We start from the raw sequence: 15,600 nt of genomic DNA on the forward strand, positions 1-15,600 counted from the left end.
GGCATGACCTTCGGCCCCAGCCCAGCGGAGCCGCTCGCAGCGCCCCGACCGCAGGGAGGAAGTACTCCTGGGGTGCCCAAATTAAGAAATCAAAACAGGTTCTAAAGGGCATAGCCCCTGGCTCCAGCATTTTTGCGGAGACCTGCGCGAGGCTACCTCCACAAACACATCGCTTTACCCATCTTCAGCAATCTGCTCCATGCATCGCACGATGCGCACGGGCGCGTGCTGCACGCGATCGCGGTATGCGGTGCTGTGGGGCGTGTATGAATGCTCGCTGTGCCTGAGCAGGCTGCTTAAGTCGAACCGGTCGGCGCGGACACCTGCACCAGACCGTACGGTATCGTAGGCATTGCACAGTTGCTCATAGTGATTTGCTACCGGTACGACCTGAACGGGCGTATTCAGATACATCGCCTCGGCCACCGACTCAAACCCAGATGTGCATGCGAGTCCGCGCGCGCCGGCCATTGAGGTGACGAAAAAATCATTGCTCAGCGGGTAAATCGTAAGCGTGCGGTCTACGTGCTCGGGCTTGTCGATGCCCGGGCGGGCCCAGAAGCAGCGCAGCGGAACCTGAGGGTGCGCCTTGTGCCAGCGCATAATCTGCTTCGCATAGCTGCGGTTCATTAGGTATACTTGTAGATAAGTATTACGCTGCCGTACCGTGGGTTTTTGACGTATCAGAGGGCGTACGAGGGGCGCTACAACGATAAGACCCGAAGCAGGAGAGTCAGGCGCCGGGTAGAGCGAAAGGGCAATGCGTGCAGAGGCGCCCCAGGCGGTAAGGCGGGTAAACCAGCGGGTGAGCACTCGCTTACCTCGGTGCCCCGGAGGAAACCGGTAGCCAGAATGCAAGAACATGTATTGATGCGCTACGGCGACAATCGGGGGAGAGATACCACGTCTGGCAGCAAGTACTCCCAGCATCGGCTCGAAGAAGTTCACGACAATGTCGGGCCGGGTGCGCTCAATGGCCTCCTGCAACGTATCGAGCGACCGATCGTCGCACAGCACGCGACGGGCCCCACGTGCAAGTGTTGCAACAGGACGTACGTGGCCGTGCTTCGGGTCGGTTGCGATAGTAAGGCTGCGAAGCGGAGTGATCGGGGGCATCGCATCCACAAAAAACGCAGGCCAGTCAGCGTCTCTGCTGTGTCCGACTACGGCTTCCACAACGTGGTGCCCCCGCGCCTGCAACGCATGGTAGAGCGTGAGGGCCTGGGTGAGGTGGCCTCGTCCTTCGCCCTGGATCACAAACAGACATCGCATATATCGACTGCTTTTTGTTGGACAGGTTGAGCAGGTTCGTTTGAAGCCAAACTATACGCCGGATGTATTCACAACGAAAGCAAGCGTTCGAAAACGAAACTCCGTCATATCTGTGCCCGTGCCTACCGGATGCCGAAACCCCCGTGTATCCGATTCGTTGAGCCTCCGATCTTGAAGGGGACCCTCTCGTGCCGTGGCCGACAAAAAAGGCAATACGTATTTCATCCTGTTTGCGCTCTGGCTGATGATGTTTTCAGCCAGCAGCCAGGTTGTTATCGTTATCCCCATCCTTCCCGAGATCAGCCAGACGCTTGGAGTTAACGAGTTCTGGCAGGGAATACTGCTCGGGTCCTACGCGTTTGCGTTGGGCATATCAGCCGTCGTAACAGGACCTATATCCGACCGCATTGGCAGGCGGCGTATCCTGATTATTGGTTCGGCGCTCATGGCGGTGGCGCTTACGCTCCATACGGTAGCTGCCGACTTCACGCTGCTTCTGGTGATGCGCACGCTTGCCGGCATCGGCGGCGGTATCCTGAGTGGAGGCTCGGTCGCCTACATCGGCGACTATTTTCCCTACGACCGCCGCGGGTGGGCCAACGGGTGGGTGATGAGTGGCACAGCGTTTGGGCAAATCGCTGGCGTACCTATCGGGAAAATTCTGGCCACGTCATACGGTTACCGGTGGCCCTTTCTGCTGTTTGCTATCACGATGGGAGTGGCAACCGTGCTCATCTGGTACTTCCTTCCTGCGGTAAATGCATATCTTGATCCGAAACGCCTTACGCTGCGTCGCATGGTTACGAAGTATGTGCGGCTTGTGCGGCGCTCTGAGGTCGTGGCCGCAGTGGCTACCTACTTTCTCATGTTTCTGGGCATCGGGCTCTTCGCTTCGTTTCTACCTACCTGGCTGGAGGTGGAAATCGGTATCTCAGGCTTCCAGATTGCATTGCTTTTCGCTATCGGTGGAATGGCTAACATCGTAGCGGCACCCGTAGCCGGCCATGTCTCCGATACGATCGGACGCAAGCCGCTCGTCATTGCCTCCTGCATCGGACTGAGTGCCGCTATCGTAGTGGCCCCTTACCTGATTGATGGCTTTGCCATGGCCGCTTTCCTTTTCTTCCTGGCCATGGTTGCTGTCGGCATTCGTATTAGTCCGCTGCAAGCGCTTATGACGGCGCTTGTGAAAGACGAGCGGCGTGGACTTCTGATGGGACTGGCTATTGGATTCGGACAGGTTGGGTTTGGCGTTGGTAGCTTCATCGCGGGCATCACGTATGGTCCGTATGGATACGTGAGTAACACATTCATGGGGGCGGCCTCGGTGCTGGTTATGGCTGCCATCGTGAAGTGGGGACTCCCCGAGCCCGACTTGAATGCGGCTCGACCGGCCCAGGTCGAAGATGCGGCATCTTCCGATGACCGCGATACCCCTCCAGATGTCGTGAAAGCTCCCTCGTGAGGGCGCTGTCCTGAAGGATGCTCAAGAAGGATGCTCAAGCCGGAGGCAACAGGTGTAACGGTGGATGCGGAGAGCCAACGTAGGCTGCGTACGCTTCTCATCCAACAACAACTGCAGCCTCATGGCAACGTCATATGATCTTCTGGTAGTAGGAACGGGAGGCGGCGGGTCGGTCGCGGCACGCCGGTGCAACGACGCGGGCTGGTCGGTCGCCCAGATTGACAACCGTCCGTTTGGAGGTACCTGTGCGCAGCGCGGCTGCGACCCCAAGAAAGTGCTCGTCGGCGCCTCGCATGTTGTCGACCAGGCACGCCGGCTCGAAGGATACGGTATTGCCGGTGCGCCGCAGGTCGACTGGGCCGACCTGATGGCCTTCAAGCGCACCTTTACCACACCCGTTTCGGAGGCGCGCGAGCGGTCGCTTCGCGAGGCAGGCATCGACGCCTACCACGGTACCGCACGTTTCGTAGACGAGTCGACGCTCCAGGTCGGCGAGCACACCGTGCACGGTACACACATCCTGCTTGCTACGGGCATGCGCCCGGCCCCGCTGCCGTTTGAGGGGGCCGAACTGCTCACGACGAGCGATGCGTTCATGGAGCTCGACGAACTGCCCGCATCCATCACATTTATCGGTGGGGGCTATATCTCAATGGAGTTCGCGCATATGGCGCTTCGAGCAGGCGCCTCGGTGCGCGTTATCCAGCGCGAGCCGCATGTGCTTCCTGCCTTTGACTCCGACTGTACCGATCGTCTGGTTACGCACTCGCGCGATCTCGGTATGCAGATTCATCTGAACACCGACGCCACGCATATCCGCCAGACTGAAGAGGGGTTCGAAGTGGGCACACGTGGCCGCGACGGCACCGAACAGACGTACGCTGCCGATCTGGTCGTGCACGGGGCCGGGCGCGTTCCCAACGTAGAGGCGCTCAACCTGGAGGCTGGGAACGTTGCCGCTGGCCGCGGAGGCATTACGGTGAACAAGTACCTGCAGAGCCCCACTAATCCTCGCGTGTATGCTGCCGGAGACGTCGCCGATACGCCAGGCCTGCCGCTTACGCCGCTTTCCGGGCACGAGTCGCACATCGTAGCCGACAATCTGCTGAGCGATACGCCGCAGCCTGTTACGTACGGGCTGCAGCCCAGCGCAGCGTTCACCCAGCCGCCGCTGGCTACCGTCGGACTCACTGTTGCGGAGGCCGAACAGGCTGGTCGCAGCGTGCGCATCTCCGAAAACGACCTGAGCAGCTGGTACAGCTACCGGCGCATTCGGGCCGACGTAGCATATGCCAAGGTGCTGATCGATGAGGAAACAGGTGCGCTTGTCGGTGCACACCTCATTGGCGAGCAGGCCCCCGAACTCATCAATCTGTTTACCCTCGCGATCCGCCACGAGATGACGCCAGACGACATTCGCGACACCACATTCGCGTATCCCACCCACGGCTCCGACCTCAAGTACATGGTGTAGTGCAGCGCGCTACGTTCGTGCTACAGCACTGCGGCTGAGCCTGGTGGGGGCCTGGTGGGGGCTCTTAGTCGGGGATGAGTGTTGTAGCGACTTGTACCGACTCGGCCTCGCGCAGAGGAACGGTAAGCCGGGTGCGGAAGCGGAGGTCGCGAGGGAGCCAGGTGCCATCGGGACGGGCTTGAAGCGCAATGTGGAATACGCTATCTTCGCTGTACAGCAGCGCCCGCTCAGCACGTACAAGATAGGTGCTTACAACCGTGCTGGTGCCTGGGAGCAGGTCGACGCGCGCGTAGGGAATCGGCACGTTGCGCCCGTCGTCGGTATCACGAGCTACCACCTCAATGCGGTCGACAGGGATCTGCGAGTCCAGGGTGTCGCGGCGTATTCCGTAATGGTAGGCGGGCTGGTTGCGGGCCTCCAGAAACGAGGGCGTGTCGGGATACGCGTCGCGCACTACGTTCTGGGGTAGGGCCGAAGCATCCGCGCGCGGCGCCAGCCCCCACAAGTCGCGGTCGGGCACCGTGCCGCTGCGTTCCTCATCAAGCAGTTCAGGGGCCGCATCGGGACGATGGGCCCAGGTCTGACGCAGCCGTCCACGTAGCGAGTCGTCGGGCGTAAATATATCGGTGCGCGTATGCCGCGTCAGGGGGAGGCGGGGCAGGGCGGCAAAGGCCGAGTCCATCACTGCAAAGTCAAGCGTCTCTAACCGCTCGATTACAGGCGCCCCGGTGGACGTCCAGGATGTGGTATCAGCTGCCGGTGCGTAGCGTGGCGGGGCCCCGTCTGAAGAACAGCCCGAGGCTCCTACAAATGCAACCAGCGTTGCAGCAATGAGCAGAACGGGGCGTATCCAGACAGAAATGGAAGGCATACCAGAGAAGCGAGAACAAGCAGGAACGCGAGGGGGCGATTCGACGAAAAATCGAGAGAGTGCAGGGGTTCAGCCTGCACGAGTCGGCGTCGATGCCTATGTTGCACATGTTGTAGCCAGCACAATGGGTACAGCACAACGTCGATCAACGACCTACCCCACACCCGCACCTGCTGAAAAGTTTCGGAAGGCGGGTATTTGTTTCAACTGGTTGTACACACTGCGTTATGGATACCTCTGCTTCGCATCGACATGCACGTTCGGTTGCTGAGGCGGCCGCGCGTGCCGCGGGGGCCGTTATTCGCCGCTATGTCGGGGCCGACCCGTCAGTAGAAGCGAAGGGCACCAACGACTTCGTGACCGAAGCCGACACAGCCGCGCAGCAGGCGGTAGTGCAGGTGCTCAGCGATGCGTTTCCCAACGACGCCATTCTGGCTGAGGAGCAAGACGACGCTGAGTCGGCCTCGCCCGATTATGACGGGCGCCGTTGGATCATCGATCCGATCGATGGCACCACGAACTTTATGCACGCGTTGCCCCCATATGCGGTGAGCATCGCACTGCAGGAAGGCCCCGAGGTCGTGGCCGCCGTGGTGTACGACGTTGCACACGACTGGCTCTACGCTGCTGCCAAAGACGAAGGCGCCACCCGCAACGGGGAGCCGATCCATGTGAACGCGTCGGCTGAGCTGTCGGATGCGCTCGTCGCAACAGGCTTTCCGTATCGGCGCTTCGAACATATGGATACGTACCTGCAGGTGCTGCGCGACGTACTGCTGACGACACGCGGCGTGCGGCGCCACGGGGCTGCAGCCATCGACCTGGTACGTGTGGCAGCCGGACACGTAGGCGCCTTCTACGAAACGGGTCTGCGTCCGTGGGACGTAGCTGCAGGGGCGCTCATTCTGCGCGAGGCAGGAGGAACGCTAACCGATTTTGAAGGAAACGGAGCCCTAACACCGGTTTTTGGCCGGCAGGTGATGGCTACGAATGGCATTCTGCACAAGGCGCTGCAACCCATGCTCGCACCGCTCATTGACACCCATGCCTGACGAACACGCCACAGAAATGAGGTAGTTGGATAGAAGCTAAGTGATAAGTGATTGCAGAACGCAGTTTTGACTTGTTCGAACCCCCTCTCCCTACGGGTTTCTCCCCCTTTGCCAAGGGGGAGATGTCCACAGGATCACGCCTGCGGCGAAGCTCGAAGACAGAGGGGGTTTGAGCCAGTTGCGATGCTGTAGCCCACATGAGAATCACTTACCATTGTACCGCTATCCGAAATGAATTCGTTGGGCTCTCTACTACACTGACTTTTCCCTCCAACCCCTATTTGTATGTCTGATTCTGGATATGGACTCCTCGAAGGCAAAACTGGCATCATTTTTGGCGCACTGACAGAAGACAGCATCGCCTGGCATGTGGCCGAGGCCGCCCACCGCGAGGGCGCACGGTTTGCGCTCTCGAACGCTCCGGTTGCACGCCGCCTGGGCAGCATGGATGACCTTGCTGATGCCACCGACAGTCCCGTCATCTGGGCCGACGCCACCAGCGACGATGACCTTGAGTCGCTCTTCAACGAGCTCAACGATACCTACGATGGAGGCATCGACTTTATCGTTCACTCCATCGGGATGGGCGTGAACGTGCGCAAAGACAACCCTTACGAAGACCTGAACTACAACTGGTACCAGAAGACGCTCGATATTTCGTCGGTGAGCCTGCACCGGATTGTGCACCATGCGCTCGAAACAGGTGCGCTTAACGACGGCGGATCGGTCGTAGCCATGAGCTACATTGGTGCACAGCGCATCTTCTCGAAGTACTCCGAGATGGGCGATGCGAAGGCGCTGCTCGAAAGCATCGTACGCTCCTTCGGCTATCGCCTCGGCAAGCGCGACATCCGCATCAACGCCGTGTCGCAGAGTCCGACCCGCACCACAGCCGGCTCGGGCATTGAAGGCTTCGACGCCATGTTCGAGTTTGCCGAGCGCGTGTCGCCCATGGGCAACGCCGACGCAGCCAGCTGTGCCGACTACACCGTTACGCTCCTGAGCGACCTCACGCGGATGGTCACCATGCAGACCCTCTACCACGACGGCGGCTTTAGCACCATGGGCATCTCCGATGAACTGGTGGAGGCGATGCGCGATGCCTTCGAAAACGCCGACGACGCGTAATTCAGTACGCCTTGCCTCGCCTGAAACCGTATGCCTCGCATCCGCCTGTTTGTTTCTGATATTGACGGCTGTCTTGCGGCCCCGTACACGCCGTACGACCTGGATACGCTGCACACGCTGGCCACGTATGCCCATAAAGCAGGGTCTATGGAGGCGCGCGCCGATGCAGCGCTCCCCGTGCTTTCGCTCTGCTCCGGGCGCCCGTATTCGTACGTCGAAGCCATGGCACAGGTGCTGGGGCTTACCACGCCGGTCCTCTTTGAGAGCGGCGCTGGGATGTTCGACCCGGTCGCAGCACAGACAACCTGGCATCCGGCGTTTACCCCCGAGCTGCAGGAGCAGGTAGCCGCCATGCGCGACTGGTTTGCGCGTGAGGCCGTGCCGGGCACCAAAATATCGATCGATTATGGCAAGCGCGCCCAGGCAGGCATCGTAACACCCGACCCCGACGAGATTAAAGCCGTGCGGCCGCGTGCGATCGCGTTTGCCGAAAAGCATCTGCCCGATCTGAAGGTCTGCACGACCGACGTCTCGATTGACGTGATTTCGCCTGCTATCACGAAAGAGGTCGGGCTGCAGTGGCTGGGCGATCATCTGGACGTTGGCCTCGGCGAGATGGCGTTTATCGGCGACACCGATGGCGATATCGAGGCGATCCAGGCAGTGGCCTATGGCTTTGCTCCGGCCAATGCCCACGACATCGTGAAGGCTCAGGCCGACTATGTGACAGAGAAAGCCGTTGCAGCCGGTACGCTGGAAGCGTATCGGCGATGCGTGGCCTCCTGCAAGCAATCTGTATGAGTTTGACCTGCGCGCTATCAAGCAGGTGCGTGCCGTTCTTAGAGACCCCTTCAAACCGCTTTCCACCGCCAAAACGCTTATGTGTGTAGTCCGTCCGCTCCTTACCGTATGGATCACTGTCTGTATCGGCTTCCTAATCGGGGTGGATGTATACGGGCAGCCCGCTTCAGAACGAATAGAGCGGGCCGCAGCCGAAGAAGAAATATCCGATGTGAACCTCTATTATGTAACGGGGCATCGAGGGGCTACGCTCTACCGGTATGCGAATGAGAATGCACCACTGCGCCGCATGCCGGTACGTACCCCCCTGCACGAGCTGGGATGTAATGGTGACTGGTGCCAGGTGCAGCTGGAAGATGGAGAGCAGGGATACGTGCGTGAGGAGGCGCTTTCGAATATCTGGATTCGTGTCGACAAAGACCAGCGCCGTGTGCGCCTGTACGCCGGCCCGGATCTGGTCAAAACCTACAACGCGGACTTTGGGCCGAACGTGTTTCTCGATAAAGAGCGGCGAGGTAGTCAGCAAGATAGCGACCACTGGCGCACGCCTGAAGGGCTCTTTCACGTCGTAAATCGCAACCCGAATAGCATGTACTACAAAGCGCTGGTCATCGACTACCCGGGGCGCGACGATGCCGAGCGTGGCCTGCAGCAAGGCATTATCTCTGAAGCTGAATATGCGTCGATCATAGCGGCGCACGACGAGCGTCGCATGCCGCCTATGTCTACGAAGCTGGGCGGGTGGATCGAGATCCACGGCGATGGCACTGGGGCATCGACGGATTGGACGCGCGGATGCGTTGCTCTCCATAATACCGACATGGATCATATCTGGCAGTATGCAGAGGTGGGCACGCCGGTGTTGATAGAGTAGCGGCCGGCTCGAACAGGTTCGCGATATGTTGGGGCGGAACTGCCCCTATCCCGCTGGATTCATGCGCATGTGCGAGCTTTACGTACGTAACAAGACAAACGCCCTACACGCGCGCACTCACTGCTGTGAGGCGCTTGTGCGGCATCCATCCAGCACAATCTCTGCCATTATCCTGAAAGCTTATGCACCGACTTTCTTTTTATGCGATTTCGACCTCTCTGCTGGCACTCATGCTGTTGCTGACAGCCTGTGGCGAGAGCGACCCCACGGCTCCCCCAGACGGGTGGGAGACAAATGGTGATCGGTGGTGGACCGCTGATGCCGATACTGCAGAAGCCTTTCGCGATCTAAGCGACCTGCGTGCCATGGGCGTGTTCAGCGAGGAAGAGGCAGCTGACCTTGCCATTGAAGGCGATCAGGTGGGCGGTGAGCAGTTTATTCGCGGCGTGAAGCAAGGCCTGAACGACTTCTATCAGAGCAATCCACAGGTCATTGATGAACTGTTTGAACAGTATGCACGCGAAGAAATTGGGGAAGAGCCTCGCACCGGCGATGTAGAAGAACTGGTGCAAGAGGCGGTCCAGGAAGCTCGTAACCTGCTCGACAGCTACTACCAGCGTCCACAGGTACAAGAGCAAGAGCCGATCAGCTACCCCCGTGAGCTTTACGATGAAGGCGTTACCGGTACTGTAGAACTGCAGGTGCGTGTAAATAGCGCTGGCGAGCCCGTCGCTATAAAAGTGGTCGAGTCGGTCCACCCACAGCTCGACGCCATTGCCATGCGATCGGCCGCGCTGATGCGTGCCTCGTCGCCGCAGGTGCGCTACTCGGAAGACGACGAGTGGGAAGACATTGAAGGCTGGATTCACTTCAGTGTGCCATTCCAGGTATAAGCCCGCTCACGTAGTACATTCCGTACCACCGGACGCACAGTGTTCCACCGAGTTGGATCACTCCGAGTTGGCGACTCCCCGAAGTACCAGAGGATAGCGGATAAATGGTTAGTGATTGTTCATAGCCGATATCATCGCAACCTGCTCAAACCCCCTCTGTCTTCGACATCTCCCCCTTGGCCAAGGGGGAGAAACCCATAGGGAGAGGGGGTTTGAACAAGACAAAGCCACCGTATCTGATAAATGTACCACTACCCATCTACCAGGTACCCGACGGTCTATGGTGTGATCACGGGTAGTGGTAAGATGTTAAGTGACGCTTCGGTTGTACCGTGCGATAAACAGCCGGGTCGTCAAGTGCAGCATCCGCTCGGACTCGGAGGCTGCTCGTGTCTGACGGACATAGCGAGCCAACCGCTGCCGAAGCAGGCCAAAGAACCGTTCAACATGAGAACATTCCCCGCCGTCTTTGCCTACTTGCTCATGCTTGGGATCGTCCTTGAACACCGGCTGGTAGGCAGTCCAGAAATCGCTGAAGCTCTGCGCGGCGCGATAGGACGCAGGGATGCGGTTCCAGAGCCGGGCACAGGTCCGAGCGCTCCGGTCCCCAATCACAAACGCTACGATCTGCCGGGTGCGCCGGCATAGAGCGATCCATAGCCATCGCTTGTTGGAGCGCTGTTGGACGTAGGTCCAGCATTCATCAAGTTCAAGCAGGTCATCAGCTTGGCCCGGCTCTACTTCGTCGGCGAGGGGGCCGAGGGGGCGTCCCTTTTTTTGAGCCAGCGCGAAAGCGTCGGACGGCTGACCCCAAAGATCCGCTCGACAGCACGCATTGAACCGCGCTCGTAGTAGGCCTGAAGAATACGTTTTTTCTCGTCCTCAGTGTAGCCTCGGGGCGTCGGATCAATCACGCCGTAGGCCCCGCAGTCCTTGCAATGATACTGCTGATTGCCGCAGACATTCTTTCCGTTTTTGACGATGTTGGCGCTTTCGCACTTCCGGCACTGGTAGGTTATGGTCTCTTCAATCATCGGTCGAAAAACGACTTGAACGAAAGACGACGGAAAAGGAGCACAACGAAAATCGCAACGTGCACTTGAACCGTATCGCTCACATCATTTAATGTTTATCCGCTACCCAAATATGGATGAGGAATACAGCTCTGATACTCAGCACGTCTCAGTATCTATAAAGCATATCCGATCGCTACTCAAAAACACGAACGGAGCGATCATAGCGGAGGATCACAGGCGCAGAGTTGTGTTCGCTAATGACTCATTCTGCGATCTATTCTGTCCAGCAATGAGCCCTCAGGACCTCACTGGGCAGCACGGTGGCTTGATTGCAGAACAACTGCAAGAGACATTTGACAACTCTGAGAGTTTTAGGAAGCGAATTGATCGTATAGTGGCCAGCAGAGAGCCGGTATCCAACGAAATATGTAGATTAGGGAGCGATCTCATCTTAGAACGCGACTATATTCCGATAGTATTGGGTAAGCGAAAGGGTCATCTATGGGTATATCGAAACATAACCTCATGTGAATACAAACAGGAAGACATTCAAGGCCAAGAAGCACTGTTTAGCGCTATGTTTACAGAACACAGCGCTTGTATGCTCCTCATTGATCCTTTTACAGGAGCCATAGTAGATGCAAATCCATCATCATGTCAATTTTATGGCTACGATAGAGATGAAATAACTTCAATGTGTATACAAGATATCAACCTGCTTCCAAAAGGCAGTGTTGAAAACCGTATGCGCTTGTCAAAAGAAAAACAAAAGAACGAATTTATTTTTGACCATAGACGTTCCGATGGGTCTGTTAGAAAGGTGAAAGTTCACAGCTCACCGATACAGATCAACGAAGACAAATTTCTTTTCTCAATTGTGCGAGACGTGACGCACCAGGTGAAAAGTAGAGACATACTAACGAAGGAGGTAGATAAGCTTAAGCGTCTGTTTAAGCGTTCGCGCGATGCTATTGTGACTTGCGGGAAAGACGGAATCATACAGGAAGTAAATGAAAAAGCCTGCTCTCTTTTCCAGTACTCTCGACAAGACATTGTAGGAAAGCATATTAAGGTGCTGCACGCCCCCTCACAAAAAAAGCAAATGGAGGTTAACTTTGATGAAGTTATAGAAAAAGGCGGGCTTCTTTTTGATATGAAATTAAAAAAGAGAAATGGAAGTACTTTTTGGGCTAACATTAGTTCGACATACATTGAATTAGACTCAGGAGCACTGATCGTAGGTATCATTCGTGATGTGACCAAGCGCTACAGAGCATTGAGTCAAGTCGAAAAAGAAAAAAAGAAAACAGAAAAAACTCTTCAAGAACACAAGCAACTAATATCGTCTATTTCTCATGATATACGAAACCCTCTTAATGCTCTGATGTTGTCTGTTCAGTCATTACAAAAAGAAGCAGGCGCAAAGGTATGTAGCAACAAATTAGAACGGATAGATGCTTCGTCTAAAATAATTAACCAACTTATTCAAGATCTTTCATACCAACACGATGCAGAGAATAGCTATACGAACAGGTGGTTCCAGGTAAGCAATCTCCAAAAGTTAGTAGATAACGTTTTCAGCTCAACCGATAAAAATTTGGACTTCATCAACCGGTTAGATCTGAATTTCAGCGGCGAAATAATGATCCATGGAGATGAAGCACGAATATTCCAAATTGTACATAATTTGGTAAGGAATGCTATTAAATATACCCATGAGGGTAAAGTAAAAGTTGAGTTGGGGCTTGAAGTACCACGAGGGGTCTATTTCACTGTTCAGGACACAGGAGTCGGCATCTCTGAACACGATCAAAAGCGAGTCTTTGAAGCTTTTGAGAGGGCAAACCATGCCGACGGTACTCCAGGAAAAGGTCTGGGCTTAACAATCGTTAAAGATCTTGTTACTGAAATGGGGGGGTGGGTAAAAGTAGAAAGTGAGGTCGGTCAGGGCACCCTATTCAATGTATTTCTTCCGCTTGACTATAGTATTAAATCTCAAAAAAGGTCGGATATTTTGAAGTCTCAACAAGATAAAGAAAATCTGGGCAGATTTAAAGGAAAGCGAGTTTTAGTCGTCGATGATGAACGAATGAGCCGGGAAGCACTTGCCGACCTGCTGCGCACATTTGCCATGTCGACAGACGCTGTCGGAACTGGTGCAGAGGCCCTTACACAGGTGCGGAAAGCGTCTTATGATCTCATTTTGCTTGACTTGAATATGCCAGAAATGAGTGGCTACGAAGTCGCGAAGCGAATTCGTAGCACACAGCCACATGCACATACAGGAATCATTGCAATCACTGCAGCGTCTGCTCAAGAAATACAAGAACGCCTCTCAAGTTCTGGTATTGACCTCTTCGTTTCTAAACCTGTAGACCGTCAAACTCTCATCTCTTCAATTGACTCGTGCCTTGGAAAGGATTCTGAACGTCGTACACCTAAACAGTCCATAAAACGTAGTCCACAAGAAGGCAAATCTTTCAGTTTCGATTTCATACGGCAAAACATATCTAAAGATAGTAAGACTGTTTTGTACTATGCGAAGATGTTTGTGTCAGAGATGGAGGGGATGCTGGAGACTCTCCATAGTGCTGAGAGGGATGCGAGCAAACGAAAGATTCTGCACCGAATGAAGTCGCCATCTCGCATGTTGAAGGCTAACAAATTGACTGCTGCCATCAAGCATGCAGAAAGTCAACAAGAAATTACAGAAGAAAATGTAAGAGCCGTCTCTGATGAAGCCACTTCATTACTAAATGACGTTACATCGTATCTAAAGAAGATCGACAAGAAGTAATAAGTAGAGCTGTGTTCGCAGGAAGACGCTTTGCCTTGCTGATTTCAACTTATAACGCCGATCGAAAGCTCGATACTTAACTGTAAGCTATCTGGAATTATGGTACCCGACAACTCGAGAACATTCACATTCTCCTTCACACATCCATATTTTCGTCACTCTGGGGAGCGCAACGAGGGCCGTAGTTCACGTAGGTCATTCCTGCTCGACAAAGAGTCAAACAGATTTGGAGTTACCCCGCTTTAATGGACAGTCGACGGCTTTCACGCCGCGACAGGTGAAGGAGATTCCTCCGATTGCGAGTGGTCTCGTGAATGGTACTCCTTTTCGTAGCGATTCGGCGACTGGTATCCAATGCCGGAGTGAAGCCGATCGGGATTGTACCAGCCCTCAATGAACCTGAAGACCGAGAGACAAGCTTCCGGTTTTGTCTCGAACGTCTTTCGCTCGATAAGTTCGCATTCGAGCGTTGCGAAGAACGATTCGCACATGGCGTTGTCGTAGCAGTCCCCTCGCGATCCCATCGAGGGGCGCACCCCTTCGGCCTTACACCGCTCTCCGAAGGCGATTGCTGTGTACTGTGAGCCTTGGTCGGAGTGGTGAATCGTCTCATCTGGACGTCTCTGCTCGGCGGCCATGCCCAGTGCTTCGAGCACGAGTTCGCTCCGCAGGTGGTCAGCCATCTCCCAGCCGACGATCTTCCTGCTGCAGGCATCGAGAACGACGGCCAAGTACAGATACCCTTCCTGTGTTGGCACGTAGGTGATGTCTGCCACCCAGAGCTCATCGGGACCAGAAGCGGTAAAGTCACGGGCGACGAGATCGGGAACGGTTCGCCCACTGTCGTCTCTGACGGTCGTAGAGGGCCGCTTTCGGCGACTTACGCCTCTGAGGCCCGCCTCTTTCATGAGCCGAGCCACGCGCTTTTTGCCGACTCGGATGCCGTTGGCCTGCAAAGCGGCGTGGACGCGAGGCGACCCGTATGTGCCTCTCGACTCGTCGTGTATCTGTCTGATTTTCTCGGTCACCATCGCGTCTTTTCGGTCTCGTTTTGAGGGCGGTCGTTTTCGCCATGCGTAGTAGCCACTCCGGCTGACACCTAAAACTCTACACATCGCGCTGATTGGAAATTCGGCCTGATGCGCGTCTATGAATCGGAAGATTTGGGCGGGACATCTCCCGTCTCCCGTGCGAACCAGGCCGTCGCTTTTGCCAGTATATCCCGTTCCTGCTTCATCTGGCGCAGCTTCTTACGCAGCGCGCGGAGCTCGGCCCGCTCGTCGGTGGAGAGGCTGTCTGCACGTTTGCCGTCATCGCGGTCGGCCTGCTTGAGCCAATTGCGGATGGTCTGCTCAGTAGGTTCAAACTCGTCGGCCAGTTCCGAGGGCGTGCGCCCGTTCCGGGCCAACTCGACAATCTGGTCCCTGAATTTCTGTGGGTATGGAGAACGTGTTCTTGGCATGGTTAATTTGGGTCCGTGAGTAAAGTGAAGAAACGTCCACCAACACGGGTCAGGTCCAGATTATCCGCTTTGAGAATCTCTTCGAGCCCAGTGGAACCCAGGGTAATTGCTGTCTTCCTCCGGTCTAAATGACCGCCCACCACGCAACACTGCCTGAACGCACTTAGCACTTAGAGATCGGTACCTCGATCAGAAAGATAAATATAAACGTGCCTCGCAGCTCCTGATTCATGAGGCGTGATCCACACACTCCTCTCCCTCTTCGCCCTTCATTTTGCCTTCTTTACCACAGGCCGCCGACGATGCACGTACACGAAACACCTTCTCACCACAATGCGGCCCTATCCAAGAAACCCGTATGCTCCAAATTCTCGTTATAACGTATGAACGTCAGTTTCAGCATATACTCGCAAAAAAACAGATCAACGGTCACTGTTCCATGAGCATGTTCGTATCTGACTGTGTAGAAGTAACAACTGTGTAGAAGTAACATTT

The 15,600-nt window shown here is 55.7% G+C and carries 12 protein-coding genes; 8 read left to right on the forward strand and 4 right to left on the reverse strand.

Annotated features, from left to right (window positions below; genetic code table 11):
- Positions 1 to 174: 174 nt before the first annotated feature.
- Positions 175 to 1,272, reverse strand: coding sequence for a glycosyltransferase family protein (locus PPP56_RS02610; protein ID WP_353562476.1), 1,098 nt, complete (start codon positions 1,270 to 1,272; stop codon positions 175 to 177).
- Positions 1,273 to 1,465: 193 nt separating this feature from the next.
- Here PPP56_RS02610 and PPP56_RS02615 point away from each other — a divergent pair, with 193 nt between their 5' ends.
- Together PPP56_RS02615 and PPP56_RS02620 are read left to right on the forward strand one after the other, a co-directional pair.
- Positions 1,466 to 2,737, forward strand: coding sequence for an MFS transporter (locus PPP56_RS02615; RefSeq protein WP_353562477.1), 1,272 nt, complete (start codon positions 1,466 to 1,468; stop codon positions 2,735 to 2,737).
- Positions 2,738 to 2,858: 121 nt separating this feature from the next.
- Complete coding sequence (locus tag PPP56_RS02620; protein ID WP_353562478.1) at positions 2,859 to 4,211, forward strand: dihydrolipoyl dehydrogenase family protein; 1,353 nt, start codon at positions 2,859 to 2,861, stop codon at positions 4,209 to 4,211.
- Between the two features lie 64 nt (positions 4,212 to 4,275).
- On the opposite strand, the gene PPP56_RS02625 is transcribed toward PPP56_RS02620, so the two are convergent.
- Positions 4,276 to 5,082, reverse strand: coding sequence for a hypothetical protein (locus PPP56_RS02625; protein ID WP_353562479.1), 807 nt, complete (start codon positions 5,080 to 5,082; stop codon positions 4,276 to 4,278).
- A gap of 227 nt (positions 5,083 to 5,309) precedes the next feature.
- On the opposite strand from PPP56_RS02625, the gene PPP56_RS02630 reads away from it, so the two are divergent.
- The 5 genes from PPP56_RS02630 (at position 5,310) to PPP56_RS02650 (ending at position 9,830) form a co-directional block, all read left to right on the forward strand.
- Positions 5,310 to 6,134, forward strand: coding sequence for an inositol monophosphatase family protein (locus PPP56_RS02630; RefSeq protein WP_353562480.1), 825 nt, complete (start codon positions 5,310 to 5,312; stop codon positions 6,132 to 6,134).
- 285 nt (positions 6,135 to 6,419) lie between these two features.
- Positions 6,420 to 7,262: an enoyl-ACP reductase FabI gene (locus tag PPP56_RS02635; protein WP_353562481.1), complete on the forward strand. Its 843-nt coding sequence runs from the start codon at positions 6,420 to 6,422 to the stop codon at positions 7,260 to 7,262.
- A gap of 30 nt (positions 7,263 to 7,292) precedes the next feature.
- Positions 7,293 to 8,063 carry an HAD family hydrolase gene (locus PPP56_RS02640; protein ID WP_353562482.1) on the forward strand — a complete coding sequence of 257 codons (771 nt, stop codon included), beginning with the start codon at positions 7,293 to 7,295 and terminating at the stop codon, positions 8,061 to 8,063.
- Entirely contained in the window at positions 8,002 to 8,937 is a 936-nt protein-coding gene (locus PPP56_RS02645; RefSeq protein ID WP_353562483.1) for a L,D-transpeptidase family protein, read from the forward strand. Before PPP56_RS02640 ends, PPP56_RS02645 begins: the two co-directional genes overlap by 62 nt.
- A gap of 182 nt (positions 8,938 to 9,119) precedes the next feature.
- Positions 9,120 to 9,830, forward strand: a complete 711-nt coding sequence (locus PPP56_RS02650; RefSeq protein ID WP_353562484.1) for an energy transducer TonB — start codon at positions 9,120 to 9,122, stop codon at positions 9,828 to 9,830.
- A 309-nt stretch (positions 9,831 to 10,139) separates the two neighbouring features.
- Here the strand turns inward: PPP56_RS02650 and PPP56_RS02655 are convergent.
- Positions 10,140 to 10,864 (reverse strand): IS1 family transposase gene (locus PPP56_RS02655; RefSeq protein WP_353562485.1). Its coding sequence is split into 2 segments (ribosomal slippage): positions 10,140 to 10,607 and positions 10,610 to 10,864, totalling 723 coding nucleotides; the frame shifts between segments, so codons are not numbered across the junction.
- A gap of 112 nt (positions 10,865 to 10,976) precedes the next feature.
- On the opposite strand from PPP56_RS02655, the gene PPP56_RS02660 reads away from it, so the two are divergent.
- Positions 10,977 to 13,643 carry a PAS domain S-box protein gene (locus tag PPP56_RS02660; RefSeq protein WP_353562486.1) on the forward strand — a complete coding sequence of 889 codons (2,667 nt, stop codon included), beginning with the start codon at positions 10,977 to 10,979 and terminating at the stop codon, positions 13,641 to 13,643.
- 263 nt (positions 13,644 to 13,906) lie between these two features.
- On the opposite strand, the gene PPP56_RS02665 is transcribed toward PPP56_RS02660, so the two are convergent.
- Positions 13,907 to 15,105 (reverse strand): IS3 family transposase gene (locus tag PPP56_RS02665; protein WP_353562487.1). Its coding sequence is split into 2 segments (ribosomal slippage): positions 13,907 to 14,856 and positions 14,856 to 15,105, totalling 1,200 coding nucleotides; the frame shifts between segments, so codons are not numbered across the junction.
- Positions 15,106 to 15,600 lie beyond the last annotated feature (495 nt).

Source organism: Longimonas sp. (genome assembly GCF_040409695.1).
In the GTDB taxonomy this organism is placed as follows: Bacteria; Bacteroidota; Rhodothermia; order Rhodothermales; family Salinibacteraceae; genus Longimonas.